The following is a 13,585-nucleotide window of genomic DNA, read 5'->3' on the forward strand; positions in this document are numbered from 1 at the left end:
TTTGGGTTAAAAGTAGTCGTGTTTAGCGAATTTCATGTTTTTTCAGCAGCGCCCGCAGCTGATGGTAGGTTAAACCGAGCAATTCAGCGGCCTGTTTCTGGTTATATTTCGCTGCCTGCAGGCTCGCCTCCAGCAGCCGTTTTTCTTCATCATGCTGCCATTTGCGCAGATTCAGCGGCAGCGATGGGCCGCTGGTCGATGCATTGGGTGTCGTCACCGGCGCTATCTCCGCCTGTTCGCGGCGAAACGGATCGAGAATAATGTTATCCACCGGCTCATCGCTGCTGGCGTGACGATAGACGGAGCGCTCCACCACGTTTTTCAGCTCGCGAATGTTGCCCGGCCAGCGATAGCCGAGCAGGGTTTCCCGCGCATGTTCGGTAAAGCCCGGAAAGAGCGGCAGGCCCAGCTCGCGGCACATCTGGATGGCGAAATGCTCCGCCAGCAGCATGATATCGCTGTCGCGTTCGCGAAGGGCAGGGAGCAACACCACATCAAAGGCGAGACGGTCGAGCAGGTCGGCGCGGAATTTCTCCTCTTCCACCAGACGCGGCAAATCGGCGTTGGTCGCACAGATTAGCCGCACGTTCACCTGCAACGGCTGGCTGCCGCCGACGCGCTCCAGCTCGCCATATTCAATCACTCTTAACAGTTTTTCCTGCACCAGCATCGGCGCGGTGGCGAGTTCATCCAGAAACAGCGTGCCGCCGTCGGCACGCTCAAAGCGACCCGGGTGGCGCTTCTGCGCGCCGGTAAACGCCCCGGCCTCGTGGCCGAAAAGCTCGGAATCCAGCAGGTTTTCATTCAGCGCCGCGCAGTTCAGCGAGATAAATGGCCCCTGCCAGCGGCGCGACAGGTAGTGAAGACGATGTGCGATAAGCTCTTTGCCGGTACCGCGTTCGCCAATAATCAGCACCGGTTTATCAAGCGGCGCGAGCCTTGAGACCTGTTCCAGCACCTCAAGAAACCGGTTCGCTTCGCCAATCAGGTTATCTTTGTATTCAGTCATGATGAAATTCACCACTTAGTAGCGTATATCACTACTCTAGCCTGGAAGGGCATAACGGTAAAATTTTAACTATGCTTTAAAATCAATGAATTAAAAAAGTGGCACGGAGTTTGTATTAAGCTCTACAGCAAGGGCTTAGCCCGTCTTACCATGTAGAGGATGAAATTATGGGTATTTTTTCTCGTTTTGCCGACATCGTGAACGCCAACATCAACGCCCTGCTGGAGAAGGCTGAAGATCCGCAAAAACTGGTCCGCCTGATGATTCAGGAAATGGAAGATACACTGGTGGAAGTGCGTTCAACCTCCGCCCGCGCGCTGGCGGAAAAGAAACAGATCGCGCGCCGCATTGAGCAGGCTAACGCGCAGCAGGCCGAATGGCAGGAGAAAGCCGAGCTGGCGCTGCGTAAAGATAAAGACGATCTGGCCCGCGCCGCGCTGATTGAAAAACAGAAACTGACCGACATTATTCGTGTGCTGGAAGAAGAAGCGTCTCAGCTTGATGAAACGCTGGCGCGTATGAAACAGGAAATCGGCGAGCTTGAGAATAAACTCAGCGAAACACGCGCACGTCAGCAGGCATTGACTCTGCGCCACCAGGCGGCGTCTTCCTCGCGCGATGTGCGCCGTCAGCTCGACAGCGGCAAAATCGATGAGGCGATGGCGCGTTTCGAATCGTTCGAGCGCCGTATCGATCAGATGGAAGCCGAAGCGGAAAGCCACGGTTTTGGTAAGCAGAAATCGCTGGACCAGCAGTTTGCCGAACTGAAAGCTGATGATGACATCAGCGTGCAACTGGCAGCGCTGAAAGCGAAAGTGCAGCAGCGCGACGGCGAATAATCGCCCGCGTTGACAAGGAGCGCGGCGGCACGTGCCGTCGCAATATTGACCCGTAAGGAGAACCCATGAGTGCACTGTTTCTGGCTATACCGTTAACGCTGTTTGTGCTGTTTGTGTTGCCGGTCTGGCTCTGGCTTCACTACAGCAACCGCTCCGGGCGCGATGCGCTCTCTCAGAGCGAGCAGCAGCGCCTGGCGCAGCTCAATGAAGAGGCGCAGCGCATGCGCGAACGCATCCACGCGCTGGAACAAATTCTTGATGCCGAGCACCCGAACTGGAGAAACCAATAATGACGCGTACGTTTAGCGGCAAAAAGCTGGGACGCCTTCCCCGCGAAGGTATGGTGAAGGGTGTTTGTGCGGGTATCGCGCACTATCTGGACGTGCCGGTCAAACTGGTGCGGCTGATAACCGTGCTGTCGATGCTCTTCGGGCTGTTTTTTATCACTATTGTTGCGTATATCGTGCTGACCTTCGCGCTCGACCCGCTCGATGAGACGCAGGAAGGGGAGGCAGAGCCCACCAGCAGCGACTTGCTGAATGCGGTGGATGCCGAACTTGCCGCGGGCGAGCAGCGTTTGCGGGCGATGGAGCGTTACGTGACATCGGATGCCTTCTCGCTGCGCAGCCGTTTCCGCCAGCTATAATGAGGCTATCAGGGGGCTGTGCCCTTGGTTAATAAAGGAGCCGTTATGAATTCCACCACCCGTTGGCAACGTGTCTCCCGCCGTGCGAAGCCAGGGCTTAAAATCGCCGGTAAACTGGCGCTCATGACCGCGCTGCGTTACGGCCCGGCAGGGTTTGCCGGATGGGCGGTGAAATCCGTTGCCCGTAAGCCGCTTAAAATCGCGCTGGCGTTTGCGCTTGAGCCCTTATTAAACCGGCTCGCGAAACGCGTCTCGGCGCGTTATATCAATAAACCTTCACGCAAATAGCCCGAGCCTCTCGGGCTTTTCTTTTTCAGGCATTTTTTGCGCTACTTCACAATTACTCACACTGATTTCCGGAAACCGGGTTTTATTCCTAAAAGCCAAATTTACGCGCGTTGACACCTCTATTTGCCAGGGGTAGCCTTTCTTCGTGGGACCGCTACCATGGAAATATCAATAATGGAAAATACAACCCCTTCCACGATAAATCTCGACGCGATTAAAAATCTGATTGCGCGAATTTATGGCGATGGATTTACTACTTCGCATTACGAAACACTCGAAAAACATATTTCAGAAACGCGTAAAGCCATTACAGTGCCGCGTAAAAATGGCTGGGATGAAACCGATGTGGTATTAATTACCTATGCCGATCAGTTCAGCGCGCCCGGTGAAAAACGCCTCGCGACTTTTCAGCGCTTTTTTGAAAAGTGGTTAAAACCGTATTTTTCTCATATTCATCTTTTACCGTTTTATCCCTGGTCGTCTGACGACGGATTTTCGGTGGTGGATTACCACCGCGTCGACCCACAGTGCGGCGACTGGGACGATATCGCGAGGCTTAATACCCAGGCGCGGCTGATGTTTGACTTCGTCTGCAACCATATTTCCGCCCAGAGTGAATGGTTTGCAGATTATCTCGCGCAAAAACCGGGCTATGAAGATTTCTTTATTGCCGTTGACCCGGCGACGGATTTATCCGCCGTCACCCGACCGCGCGCGTTGCCGTTATTAACACCGTTTACGATGCAAAACGGACGGGTGCGTCACCTGTGGACCACCTTCAGCGAAGATCAGATTGACCTCAATTTCGCCAGCCCGGTTGTTCTGCTGGCGATGGTGGATGTCCTTTTGCATTATCTGCGCGAAGGGGCGCAATATGTCCGCCTCGACGCCGTCGGCTTTATGTGGAAAACACCTGGAACGAGCTGTATCCATCTGGAAAAAACACATCTGTTAGTGAAGCTGTTCCGCGCGATCGCCGATGTGGTGGCTCCGGGCACTGTGATCATCACCGAAACTAACGTACCGCATAAAGACAATATCGCCTATCTCGGTAACGGGTTTGATGAGGCGCAGATGGTGTACCAGTTCCCGCTGCCGCCGCTGGTGCTGCATGCTATTCATACCCAAAATGCCCGCACGCTCTGCGAGTGGGCGCAGGGGTTAAGTGACGCGCGTATCGGTGAAACCACCTGGTTTAATTTCCTGGCGTCGCATGACGGCATCGGGCTTAATCCGCTGCGCGGCATTCTTCCCGAAGACGCGATTTTACGCCTGGTGGAAGACCTTCAGGCGCAAGGCGCTCGGGTCAACTGGAAAAATAACCCGGACGGCACGCGCAGCCCCTATGAAATTAACGTCACGTATATGGATGCCCTTAGTTTACGGGATGACAGCGACGCGACGCGCCTTGCGCGTTTTCTGCTGGCGCACGCGCTGTTATTAACCTTCCCCGGCGTTCCGGCGATTTATATTCAAAGTATTCTCGGCTCACGTAATGATGAAGAGGGCGTTGAACGGCTTGGCTATAACCGCGCTATTAATCGTCAAAAATATACCGAGGCGGAAATGAACACGGCGCTACAGGCCGAAGGGAATTTACGCCACGAAACGTGGAAGCAACTCGGTGAGCTTATTTCGCTTCGCCGCCAGCACGCGGCGTTTCATCCCGACAGCGCCTTTGCCGCGCGCTGTATTAATGATGCAGTGCTGGAAATTATGCGCGTTGCAGATAATGGCGCGACGGTCATTGCCCTCTTTAATCTCAGCGATACCGAGCAGGTTATTGATTATGACGCCCGCGGCTGTCGTGAATTAATCACCGGTGCGACGATAAATAGTGACTCGCTGATTCTTGCCCCATGGAAAGCAATGTGGCTTAGCAAAGCCTGAAAGGACTGAATATGCGAAACAATAATATTGTGCTGATTTCAGCACTGGTTGCCTGCGCCCTGATGTCAGGCTGTGACGACAAGAAAAAGGAAAATGTTGCCATCGAATTTATGCATTCGTCGGTGGAACAGGAGCGCCAGGCGGTAATTACGCGCCTTATCGAGCGCTTCGAAAAGGCGAACCCGGGGATCACGGTGAAACAGGTGCCGGTCGAAGAAGACGCGTACAACACCAAAGTCACCACGCTTGCCCGCTCTGGCGCGCTGCCAGAAGTCATTGAGATTAGCCACGACTACGCCAAAGTGATGGACAAAGAGCAACTGCTCGATCGCGAGGCCATCAAAGCCGCGGTGGCGCAGGTCGGCGAAAATCAGTTCTTTGACGGCGTGCTGCGCATTGTGCGCACTGAGGACGGCACGGCCTGGACCGGTGTGCCTATCAGCGCCTGGCTTGGCGGCGTCTGGTATCACAAATCGCGTCTGGCGGAAGTGGGCATCAGCGAACCGCAGGACTGGCAGTCACTGCTGAACGCCGCAACGCTTTTGAATAAACCGTCCGATAAAAAATACGGCATCGCACTGCCCACCGCCGAGAGCGTCATGACCGAACAGGCGTTCTCGCAGTTTGCGCTCTCCAACGGCGCGAACGCGTTTGACGCCAGCGGCAACATTACGCTTAACACGCCTGAAATGCGTGAGGCGCTGGAGTTCTACCGCGAGCTCGCGGCGCTCTCCATGCCTGGCTCGAACGACGTCATGGAAATCAAAGACGCCTTTATGAACGGCACCGCGCCCATGGCTATCTACTCCACCTACATCCTGCCTGCGGTGTTTAAAGAGGGCGACCCGCAGGATCTCGGCTTTGTCGTGCCGACCAAAAAATCTGCCGCCGCCTACGGAATGCTGACTTCACTCACCATCACCGCCGGGCAGCGTGAAGAGGAAACCGAAGCCGCGAAGAAATTCGTGGTCTTTATGGAGCAGGCGGAAAACGCCGCCGACTGGGTGCTGATGTCGCCGGGCGCGGCGTTGCCGGTCAACAAAACCGTGGTAGAGACGCCTACCTATCAGCAAAACCCGGTCATTAAAGCGTTCGGCGGGCTCACCCGCGAACTCATCGCGCAATTCCCTAACGTGCAGGTCTTCGGCTCGGTTGGCGACAAAAACTTCACCCGTATGGGCGATGTGACGGGATCCGGCGTCATTAACGAAATGGTCAACAGCGTCACGGTTGGCGGCAAGTCGCCGGAAGCGGCGCTGGTTGACGGGCAAAAACGTCTCGATGAACTGGTCGCCAGACCGTAACCCCGACGCAGGAAATGGCTCTCATGAAGAAGTTAACTTCAGGTGGTTCTGATATGCCATTCGCCATGCTGCTCCTGGCCCCCAGCCTGCTGTTGCTGGGCGGCCTGGTAGCCTGGCCGATGCTGTCGAATATCGAAATCAGTTTTTTACGCCTGCCGCTCAACCCGCGCCTGCCGTCGCAGTTCATCGGGCTTGAGAACTACCTCAAAATCCTCAGCGATCCGGGCTTCTGGCACTCGCTGTGGATGACCTGCTGGTACACGGCGCTGGTGGTGGCGGGCAGTACCGCGCTTGGGTTGTCCGTCGCGATTTTCTTTAACCGCGAGTTTCGCTTTCGCAAAACCGCGCGCTCGCTGGTGATCCTCTCTTACGTCACGCCGTCCATTTCACTGATATTTGCGTGGAAATATATGTTCAACAACGGCTATGGCGTCGTGAACTGGATTGCGGGCGATCTGCTGCATCTCTACGACCAGGCTCCGCTGTGGTTCGACAACCCGTCCAGCAGCTTCGCACTGGTGGTGCTGTTCGCCATCTGGCGCTACTTCCCCTACGCCTTCATCTCGTTTTTGGCGATTTTGCAGACCATCGACAAATCGCTCTACGAGGCGGCGGAGATGGACGGCGCAAGCGCCTGGCAGCGGTTTCGCATCGTGACGCTGCCCGCCATCATGCCGGTACTGGCGACCGTCGTGACGCTGCGCACTATCTGGATGTTCTACATGTTCGCGGACGTTTATTTGCTGACGACCAAAGTCGATATCCTGGGCGTATATCTCTACAAAACCGCCTTTGCGTTCAACGACCTCGGTAAAGCGGCAGCTATCTCCGTCGTGCTGTTCATCATTATTTTCGCAGTGATCCTGATTACCAGAAAGCGGGTGAATCTCCATGGCAACAAATAAACGTTTTGCACGGCGCGCGGGGTTTTACTTCGGGCTGGCGCTGTTCCTGATTGCAACGCTGCTGCCTTTCTTTGTGATGCTGATGACCTCGTTCAAAAGCCCGAAAGAGGCGATTTCGCTGCACCCGACGCTGTTCCCGCAGCACTGGACGCTGGAGCACTATGTCGACATTTTCAATCCGCTGATCTTTCCGTTCGTCACCTATTTTCGCAACAGTCTGGTGGTGTCGGTGGTGTCGTCCGGTGTCGCGGTGTTTATCGGCATTCTCAGTGCCTATGCGCTGTCAAAGCTGCGCTTCAAGGGGCGGATGACCATCAATGCCAGCTTTTACACGGTCTACATGTTCTCCGGCATTCTGCTGGTGGTGCCGCTCTTCAAAATCATCACCGCGCTTGGCATCTATGACACACAGCTCGCCATTATCGTGACGATGGTGACGCAGACGCTGCCGACCGCTGTGTTCATGCTGAAAAGCTACTTCGACACCATTCCTGATGAAATCGAAGAGGCGGCGATGATGGATGGCTTAAACCGTCTGCAAATCATCTTTCGCATCACCGTGCCACTGGCGGTTTCCGGCCTGGTCTCGGTGTTCGTCTACTGCTTTATGGTGGCGTGGAACGATTACCTCTTCGCCTCGATTTTCCTTTCCAGCTCGTCGAACTTCACGCTGCCTGTTGGGCTTAACACGCTCTTTAGCACGCCGGACTACATCTGGGGACGCATGATGGCGGCGTCGCTGGTGACGGCACTGCCGGTAGTAGTGATGTACGCGCTTTCCGGACGTTTCATAAAAAGTGGGTTGACCGACGGCGGCGTGAAGGGCTGACCGGGTCATTTTCAGGGAGAAAGTAATGAAAAAATTAGTGGCTCAGGCACCGCGCGTGGCGGCGCTGGTGGAATATCAGGACCGTGCAGTCGCGGATAACGAAGTGAAAATCCGCGTGCGCTTCGGCGCGCCGAAACACGGCACCGAAGTGGTGGATTTTCGCGCGGCCAGTCCGTTTATCGATGAAGAATTTTCCAGCGAATGGCAGCTCTTCACGCCGCGCCCGGAAGGCGCACCGCGTGGCATTGAGTTCGGCAAATTCCAGCTCGGCAATATGGTGGTGGGCGAGATTATCGAGCGCGGCGTACGCGTCACCGAATACGCCGTGGGCGACCTGGTCTGCACCTATGGCCCGCTAATGGAAACCGTCATCGTTAACGCCTTGGATAACTATAAGCTTCGCAAAATGCCGCAGGGCAGTAGCTGGAAAAACGCCGTCTGCTATGACCCGGCGCAGTTCGCCATGAGCGGCGTGCGCGACGGCAACGTGCGCGTCGGCGATTTCGTGGTCGTGGTAGGGCTTGGTGCCATCGGGCAGATAACCGTACAGCTGGCGAAAAAAGCGGGCGCGTCGGTAGTGATTGGCGTCGATCCTATTGAGCACCGCTGCGCGATTGCCCGGCGTCACGGCGCGGACACCACCTTTAACCCCATTGGCGCGGACATCGGGCTTGAAATCAAAAAGCTCACCGGCAAACAGGGCGCGGACGTCATCATCGAAACCAGCGGCAACGCCGATGCTCTGCAGGCCGCACTGCGCGGTATCGCCTACGGCGGCACCATCTCGTATGTCGCATTCGCTAAGCCGTTTACCAGCCTTAACTTCGGGCGCGAAGCGCATTTTAACAACGCGAAAATTGTCTTCTCCCGCGCCTGTAGCGAGCCGAACCCGGACTATCCGCGCTGGAGCCGCAAGCGTATCGAAGAGACCTGCTGGGAACTGCTGATGAACGGCTATCTCAACTGCGAAGATCTGATTGACCCGGTCGTGCCTTTCGCCCAGAGCGCAGAGAGCTACATGAAGTATGTCGACCAGCACCCGGAACTGAGCATCAAAATGGGCGTCACTTTTTAATTCACGGATGAAACAACAATGAAAATCGCAACGCAGAATCAGGCATTTTTCCCGGAAAACATTCTGGAGAAATTTCGTTATATCAAATCGATGGGCTTTGACGGCTATGAAATCGACGGCAAGCTGCTGGTGGACAATCTTGCGGAGGTCAAAGCCGCGATTCAGGAGACCGGCCTGCCGGTGACGAGCGCCTGCGGTGGTTACGACGGCTGGATCGGCGACTTTATCGAGGAGCGCCGCCTGAACGGGCTTTCACAGATCACCCGCATTCTGGAGGCGCTGGCGGAAGTCGGCGGCAAAGGGATTGTAGTGCCTGCGGCCTGGGGGATGTTCACCTTCCGCCTGCCGCCGATGAAATCGCCGCGAAGCCTGGCGGGCGACAGAAAAGCGGTCAGCGATTCGCTGCGCTATCTCGACGAGGTGGCGGCGCGTACCGGCACCACGGTTTTCCTTGAGCCGCTCAACCGCTACCAGGATCACATGATCAACACGCTCGCCGACGCGCGACGCTATATCGTCGAGGGCGGCCTGAAGCATGTCAAAATCATCGGCGATTTTTATCACATGAATATCGAGGAAGATAACCTCTGCAAGGCGTTCCACGATAACCGCGATCTCTTAGGGCACGTTCACATCGCCGACAATCATCGCTACCAGCCGGGCAGCGGGGCGATTGATTTTCACAGCGCGTTCGATCAACTGCGCGCCGACGGCTATGACGGCTATATCGTCTATGAATGCCGCATCCGGGCCGACGACCCGGCGCAGGCCTACCGGCAGTCGCTTGACTTCCTGCGTCAGTGTTAAGAGGCGGCGTGCGAAATGAGTGCTCATCAAACCTCGCCGCTGAAGGTGGCCATTATTGGTGCCGGTCAGGTGGCGGATAACGTTCATGCCTCGTTTTACCGCACGCGTGAAGAGGTGCAACTGGTGGCTGTCTGCGACAGCCGCCCTGAACAGGCGCAGGCGTTCGCAGAACGCCACGCCATCAGGCACGTTTTCACCGATGTCGCCACGCTGCTGGCAGAGGTGCGCCCGGATGTGGTCAGCGTCTGCTCGCCGAACCGTTTTCATCATGAACATGTGATGCAGGCGCTGGCGGCGGGGTGTCACGTGATGTGTGAAAAGCCGCCCGCCATGACGCCCGAACAGGCGGACGAGATGCGCCAGGCCGCCCGGCGATCCGGTAAAGTGCTGGCCTACGATTTCCACCATCGCTTCGCCCGCGACACACAACTGCTGCGCGAACAAGTAGCGAGCGGCACGCTTGGCGACGTGTATGTCACTAACGCGCGGGCGCTGCGGCGCTGCGGCGTGCCGGGCTGGGGCGTGTTTACCAACAAAGCGCTACAGGGCGGCGGGCCGCTTATCGACATCGGCATTCATATGCTGGATGCGGCGCTGTTTGTGCTCGGCTTTCCGCGCGTAGCGTGCGTGACCGCGCATACGTTCCAGAAGCTTGGCACCACCAAAAGCAGCGGCCAGTTTGGCCGCTGGGATCCGCAACAATACACGGTAGAAGACGCGCTGTTCGCCACAGTGGAGTTTGCCAGCGGCAACATCCTGCGGCTCGAAACCTCGTTTGCGCTCAACATCGCCCCGCAGTCGCAGATGAACGTTGAGTTTTGCGGCGACAAAGCGGGGGCGATGCTCTTTCCGGCGCACATTTATCAGGACTGCGACGGCGAGCTGCTGACGTTAATGCAGCGCGAAAAGGCAGACGATCGACGTCACCAGCGCAGCATGGAAGCGTTTCTTGACTGTGTGCAGGGAAAACCTGCACCAATTGCCGACGGCGAGCAGGGCTGGCAGATCCAGCGGCTGGTGGCGGCCATCTATCAGGCGGCAGAAACAGGGAAGTGTGTTGAGCTATGAATTCAATAACCACGCTGGTCGAAGCGCGCTTCGATCCGCATTACCACAATAAATACGCCACGCTGATGGCCGCCGGCAACGGCGCGCTGGGCGTGCGCGCCACGCATGAAGAAGCCTACACCACCCAGACGCGCGGCATGTTTTTAGCCGGGCTTTACCACAGGGCAGGCGAGGGTGAAACCACAGAGCTGGTCAATCTGCCGGATCTGGTCGGAATGGACATTGAGCTTAACGGCGAAATTTTTAGCCTGCTGAGTGGTGAGATTCTGCGTTATCGCCGTGAGCTCTGCTTTGCAAGCGGGGAACTGACACGCACCGTCGAGTGGCGTTCACCACGCGGGCAGCGTTTTACGCTCAAAAGCGAGCGCTTTGTCTCCGCCACGCGGCTTGGGCTGTTCTGCCTGCGGCTTGCCATTACGCCTGTTGATAGCGCGGCCACCGTGCGCGTGGCGACGGGCATCGAAGCCACGCAGACCAATAGCGGGCGTCAGCATCTGGCAGAGCGTGAACTGCGCGTTTTTGAAAACAGTTACCTTCAGGCGCGCTACCGCACGCTCGATAACGTCTCGGATGTGACGCTGGGCTGCGTCTGTCGTGTGAATGCTCAGGCGCAGGTGAGTTTTTCGGCGAAAAACCGCCGGCTGTTGCAGCACAGTCAGCAGACGCTCGCTGCGGGCGAAAGCTTCACGCTTGAGAAATGCGCCTGGGTCAGCGCGTCGCTTGACGCGCCGGATGATAGCGCGGCAACGGTGGCGCTGGCAGCGCTGCGTGAATGCGCCACAATGGGTTATGACGCACTGCTGGCGGAATCTACTGCGGCCCGTCGCGTCTGGTGGCAACAGGCGCGCGTCGAGGTCGAAAGCGCTAGCCGTCAGGATCAACAGGCGCTCGATTTCGCACTTTATCACCTGCATGCCATGACGCCGCGCCACGACGAGCGCAGCAGCATCGCCGCCAAAGGTCTGACCGGCGAAGGCTATAAAGGGCACGTCTTCTGGGATACGGAAGTGTTTCTGCTGCCGTTTCACCTGCATACCGCGCCCGCAGTCGCGCGCCAGCTTCTGCGCTATCGCTGGCTGAACCTGGCCGGTGCGAAGCGTAAGGCCGCACGCGGCGGCTGGCAGGGAGCGCTCTTCCCGTGGGAGAGCGCGCGCACCGGCGAGGAAGAGACGCCCGAATTCGCGGCGATTAACATCCGCACCGGCCTGCGCCAGAAGGTGGCCTCTGCGCTTGCCGAGCATCATCTGGTGGCCGATATCGCCTGGGCGGTGGCGGCGTACTGGCAGGCGACGGGTGACGATGTGTTTATGGCGCATGAAGGCCGCGAACTGCTTGAAGAGACCGCGCGCTTCTGGCTGAGTCGCGCACAGACGGTGAACGGGCGGCTGGAGCTGCACGATGTCATCGGCCCCGATGAATACACCGAGCACATTAACAACAACGCTTACACCAGCTATCTGGCACACCACAATGTCGCGCTGGCGCGGGATATCCGCCGCCGGTTCGGTATACCGGACGATGCGTTGACGGCGCAGTGCGACGATTTTCTCGCGCGGCTGTATCTGCCTGTGGCGCGCAAAGATGGCGTTATTCCGCAGGACGATACGTTCTTTAGCAAACCGACCATTGATCTTACGCGCTACCGTGCTAGCGCAGGCAGCCAGTCGGTGCTGCTTGATTACTCGCGGGCGGAAGTGAACGAGATGCAGATCCTTAAGCAGGCGGATGTGGTGATGCTGCTCTATATGCTGCCGTGGCGGTTTGATAGCGCGACGGTGGCGGCGAATCTCGACTACTACGAGCCGCGTACCATTCATGATTCTTCACTCAGCAAAGCCATTCACGGCATCGTCGCGGCCCGTTGCGGGCGGCGCGATGAGGCGTATGGCTTCTGGCGCGCCGGCTGTGAGATCGATCTCGGTGATGCGCCGCACAGCAGCGACGACGGTATTCATGCGGCCGCGACCGGTGCCATCTGGCTTGGCGCAGTCGTGGGGTTCGCAGGCGTCAGCGTCAAAGAGGGGGAACTTTATGTGACGCCGTCACTTCCGGCGCAGTGGCGTCGTCTGGCGTTTCCCTTCTGCTGGCAGGGGCAGCAGCTTCATTTTGAGATAACGCAGGCGTCCCTGACGGTCAGAAGTGCTCACGCCGTCAGGATGTTCATTAACGATACGGAACAGGAAATTCACGGCGAGCGTGTTTTCCCTCTGCCGGACAGCGCGGGCAGGGAGGCGAAATGAAACCGGACGCCGTGATTTTCGATCTCGATGGCGTGATTACCGACACCGCCCATCTGCACTTTGTCGCCTGGCGGCAGGTGGCGGCAGACGTAGGGATTGCCATCGACGAGCAGTTTAATCAGCAGCTCAAGGGCATCAGTCGGATGGGCTCGCTGGAGCGCATTCTCGCCAGGGGAGGTAAAGCCGATGCCTTCAGCGAGGCGGAAAAAGCGTCGCTCGCCAGCCGTAAAAACGCGCTTTACGTTGAATCGTTACGCATGCTGACGCCGCAGGCGGTGCTGCCCGGCATTGCCTCGCTGCTGGCGGCGCTGCGCCAGGAAGGAATTAGGATCGGGCTTGCCTCGGTGTCGCTCAACGCGCCCGCGATTTTGCAGGCGCTCGGCCTTGCCGCACAGTTCGACTTCTGCGCCGACGCCGCAAGGCTTATGCACTCCAAGCCCGACCCGGAGATTTTTCTTTCCGCCTGTGCCGGGCTTGGCGTGGCGGCGGCGCGTTGTATCGGCGTGGAGGATGCGCAGGCGGGTGTCGACGCTATCAACGCCTGTGGCATGACGTCCGTAGGCATCGGCGCAGAGCTGCGCGGCGCGCAGCTGCGGCTGGATAACACCGCAGAGCTCACCTGGCCGCGACTGCACGCGCTCTGGAATCAACAACGGTGCGCCACGGCGCGCTGATAACAAGGACA

At 57.6% G+C, this 13,585-nt stretch carries 14 protein-coding genes; 13 read left to right on the forward strand and 1 reads right to left on the reverse strand.

Annotated features, from left to right (window positions below):
* Window positions 1-22 precede the first annotated feature (22 nt).
* Window positions 23-1,024: a phage shock protein operon transcriptional activator gene (pspF, locus tag CSK29544_RS14280; protein WP_007901562.1), complete on the reverse strand. Its 1,002-nt coding sequence runs from the start codon at window positions 1,022-1,024 to the stop codon at window positions 23-25.
* 152 nt (window positions 1,025-1,176) lie between these two features.
* Between pspF and pspA the strand changes: the two genes are divergently transcribed.
* From pspA to pgmB, 13 genes are all read left to right on the forward strand, one after another.
* Window positions 1,177-1,848: a phage shock protein PspA gene (gene pspA, locus CSK29544_RS14285; RefSeq protein WP_007782094.1), complete on the forward strand. Its 672-nt coding sequence runs from the start codon at window positions 1,177-1,179 to the stop codon at window positions 1,846-1,848.
* 65 nt (window positions 1,849-1,913) lie between these two features.
* A complete protein-coding gene (gene pspB, locus CSK29544_RS14290; RefSeq protein WP_004385364.1) occupies window positions 1,914-2,138 on the forward strand; it encodes an envelope stress response membrane protein PspB in 225 nt (74 codons plus the stop codon).
* A complete protein-coding gene (pspC, locus tag CSK29544_RS14295) occupies window positions 2,138-2,494 on the forward strand; it encodes an envelope stress response membrane protein PspC (RefSeq protein ID WP_007901559.1) in 357 nt (118 codons plus the stop codon). Before pspB ends, pspC begins: the two co-directional genes overlap by 1 nt.
* A gap of 45 nt (window positions 2,495-2,539) precedes the next feature.
* The gene (pspD, locus tag CSK29544_RS14300) at window positions 2,540-2,782 is read left to right on the forward strand and encodes a phage shock protein PspD (protein WP_004385366.1); all 243 of its coding nucleotides are present in this window, start codon (window positions 2,540-2,542) and stop codon (window positions 2,780-2,782) included.
* 174 nt (window positions 2,783-2,956) lie between these two features.
* Window positions 2,957-4,672 carry an alpha-amylase family glycosyl hydrolase gene (locus CSK29544_RS14305; RefSeq protein WP_007901557.1) on the forward strand — a complete coding sequence of 572 codons (1,716 nt, stop codon included), beginning with the start codon at window positions 2,957-2,959 and terminating at the stop codon, window positions 4,670-4,672.
* Window positions 4,673-4,683: 11 nt separating this feature from the next.
* Window positions 4,684-5,976: an ABC transporter substrate-binding protein gene (locus CSK29544_RS14310; protein ID WP_007901555.1), complete on the forward strand. Its 1,293-nt coding sequence runs from the start codon at window positions 4,684-4,686 to the stop codon at window positions 5,974-5,976.
* Between the two features lie 23 nt (window positions 5,977-5,999).
* A complete protein-coding gene (locus tag CSK29544_RS14315) occupies window positions 6,000-6,881 on the forward strand; it encodes a carbohydrate ABC transporter permease (protein WP_007866710.1) in 882 nt (293 codons plus the stop codon).
* A complete protein-coding gene (locus CSK29544_RS14320) occupies window positions 6,868-7,710 on the forward strand; it encodes a carbohydrate ABC transporter permease (RefSeq protein ID WP_007901554.1) in 843 nt (280 codons plus the stop codon). Before CSK29544_RS14315 ends, CSK29544_RS14320 begins: the two co-directional genes overlap by 14 nt.
* Before the next feature lie 25 nt (window positions 7,711-7,735).
* On the forward strand, window positions 7,736-8,785 hold the full coding sequence (gene ycjQ / locus CSK29544_RS14325; protein WP_007901553.1) for a D-guloside 3-dehydrogenase: 1,050 nt from the start codon (window positions 7,736-7,738) through the stop codon (window positions 8,783-8,785).
* Between the two features lie 18 nt (window positions 8,786-8,803).
* The gene (gene ycjR, locus CSK29544_RS14330; RefSeq protein ID WP_007901552.1) at window positions 8,804-9,592 is read left to right on the forward strand and encodes a 3-dehydro-D-guloside 4-epimerase; all 789 of its coding nucleotides are present in this window, start codon (window positions 8,804-8,806) and stop codon (window positions 9,590-9,592) included.
* Window positions 9,593-9,607: 15 nt separating this feature from the next.
* Window positions 9,608-10,660: a D-glucoside 3-dehydrogenase gene (ycjS, locus tag CSK29544_RS14335; RefSeq protein ID WP_007901548.1), complete on the forward strand. Its 1,053-nt coding sequence runs from the start codon at window positions 9,608-9,610 to the stop codon at window positions 10,658-10,660.
* Window positions 10,657-12,900, forward strand: coding sequence for a glycoside hydrolase family 65 protein (locus CSK29544_RS14340; protein WP_029039447.1), 2,244 nt, complete (start codon window positions 10,657-10,659; stop codon window positions 12,898-12,900). Before ycjS ends, CSK29544_RS14340 begins: the two co-directional genes overlap by 4 nt.
* Window positions 12,897-13,574 (forward strand): beta-phosphoglucomutase, encoded by a 678-nt coding sequence (gene pgmB, locus CSK29544_RS14345; RefSeq protein ID WP_007901545.1) that lies wholly within the window; start codon window positions 12,897-12,899, stop codon window positions 13,572-13,574. Before CSK29544_RS14340 ends, pgmB begins: the two co-directional genes overlap by 4 nt.
* The last annotated feature ends 11 nt before the right edge of the window (window positions 13,575-13,585 follow it).

The sequence above is a fragment of the Cronobacter sakazakii genome, assembly GCF_000982825.1.
In the GTDB taxonomy this organism is placed as follows: domain Bacteria; phylum Pseudomonadota; class Gammaproteobacteria; order Enterobacterales; family Enterobacteriaceae; genus Cronobacter; species Cronobacter sakazakii.

Excerpts from the sequence above, each read along its gene's own strand:
- CSK29544_RS14315 (WP_007866710.1), top strand. The coding sequence starts at position 6,000 with ATGAAGAAGTTAACTTCAGGTGGTTCTGATATGCCATTCGCCATGCTG.
- ycjQ (WP_007901553.1), top strand. The coding sequence starts at position 7,736 with ATGAAAAAATTAGTGGCTCAGGCACCGCGCGTGGCGGCGCTGGTGGAA.
- CSK29544_RS14320 (WP_007901554.1), top strand. The coding sequence starts at position 6,868 with ATGGCAACAAATAAACGTTTTGCACGGCGCGCGGGGTTTTACTTCGGG.
- ycjR (WP_007901552.1), top strand. The coding sequence starts at position 8,804 with ATGAAAATCGCAACGCAGAATCAGGCATTTTTCCCGGAAAACATTCTG.
- ycjS (WP_007901548.1), top strand. The coding sequence starts at position 9,608 with ATGAGTGCTCATCAAACCTCGCCGCTGAAGGTGGCCATTATTGGTGCC.
- pgmB (WP_007901545.1), top strand. The coding sequence starts at position 12,897 with ATGAAACCGGACGCCGTGATTTTCGATCTCGATGGCGTGATTACCGAC.
- CSK29544_RS14310 (WP_007901555.1), top strand. The coding sequence starts at position 4,684 with ATGCGAAACAATAATATTGTGCTGATTTCAGCACTGGTTGCCTGCGCC.
- pspA (WP_007782094.1), top strand. The coding sequence starts at position 1,177 with ATGGGTATTTTTTCTCGTTTTGCCGACATCGTGAACGCCAACATCAAC.
- pspB (WP_004385364.1), top strand. The coding sequence starts at position 1,914 with ATGAGTGCACTGTTTCTGGCTATACCGTTAACGCTGTTTGTGCTGTTT.
- pspD (WP_004385366.1), top strand. The coding sequence starts at position 2,540 with ATGAATTCCACCACCCGTTGGCAACGTGTCTCCCGCCGTGCGAAGCCA.
- pspC (WP_007901559.1), top strand. The coding sequence starts at position 2,138 with ATGACGCGTACGTTTAGCGGCAAAAAGCTGGGACGCCTTCCCCGCGAA.
- CSK29544_RS14305 (WP_007901557.1), top strand. The coding sequence starts at position 2,957 with ATGGAAAATACAACCCCTTCCACGATAAATCTCGACGCGATTAAAAAT.
- CSK29544_RS14340 (WP_029039447.1), top strand. The coding sequence starts at position 10,657 with ATGAATTCAATAACCACGCTGGTCGAAGCGCGCTTCGATCCGCATTAC.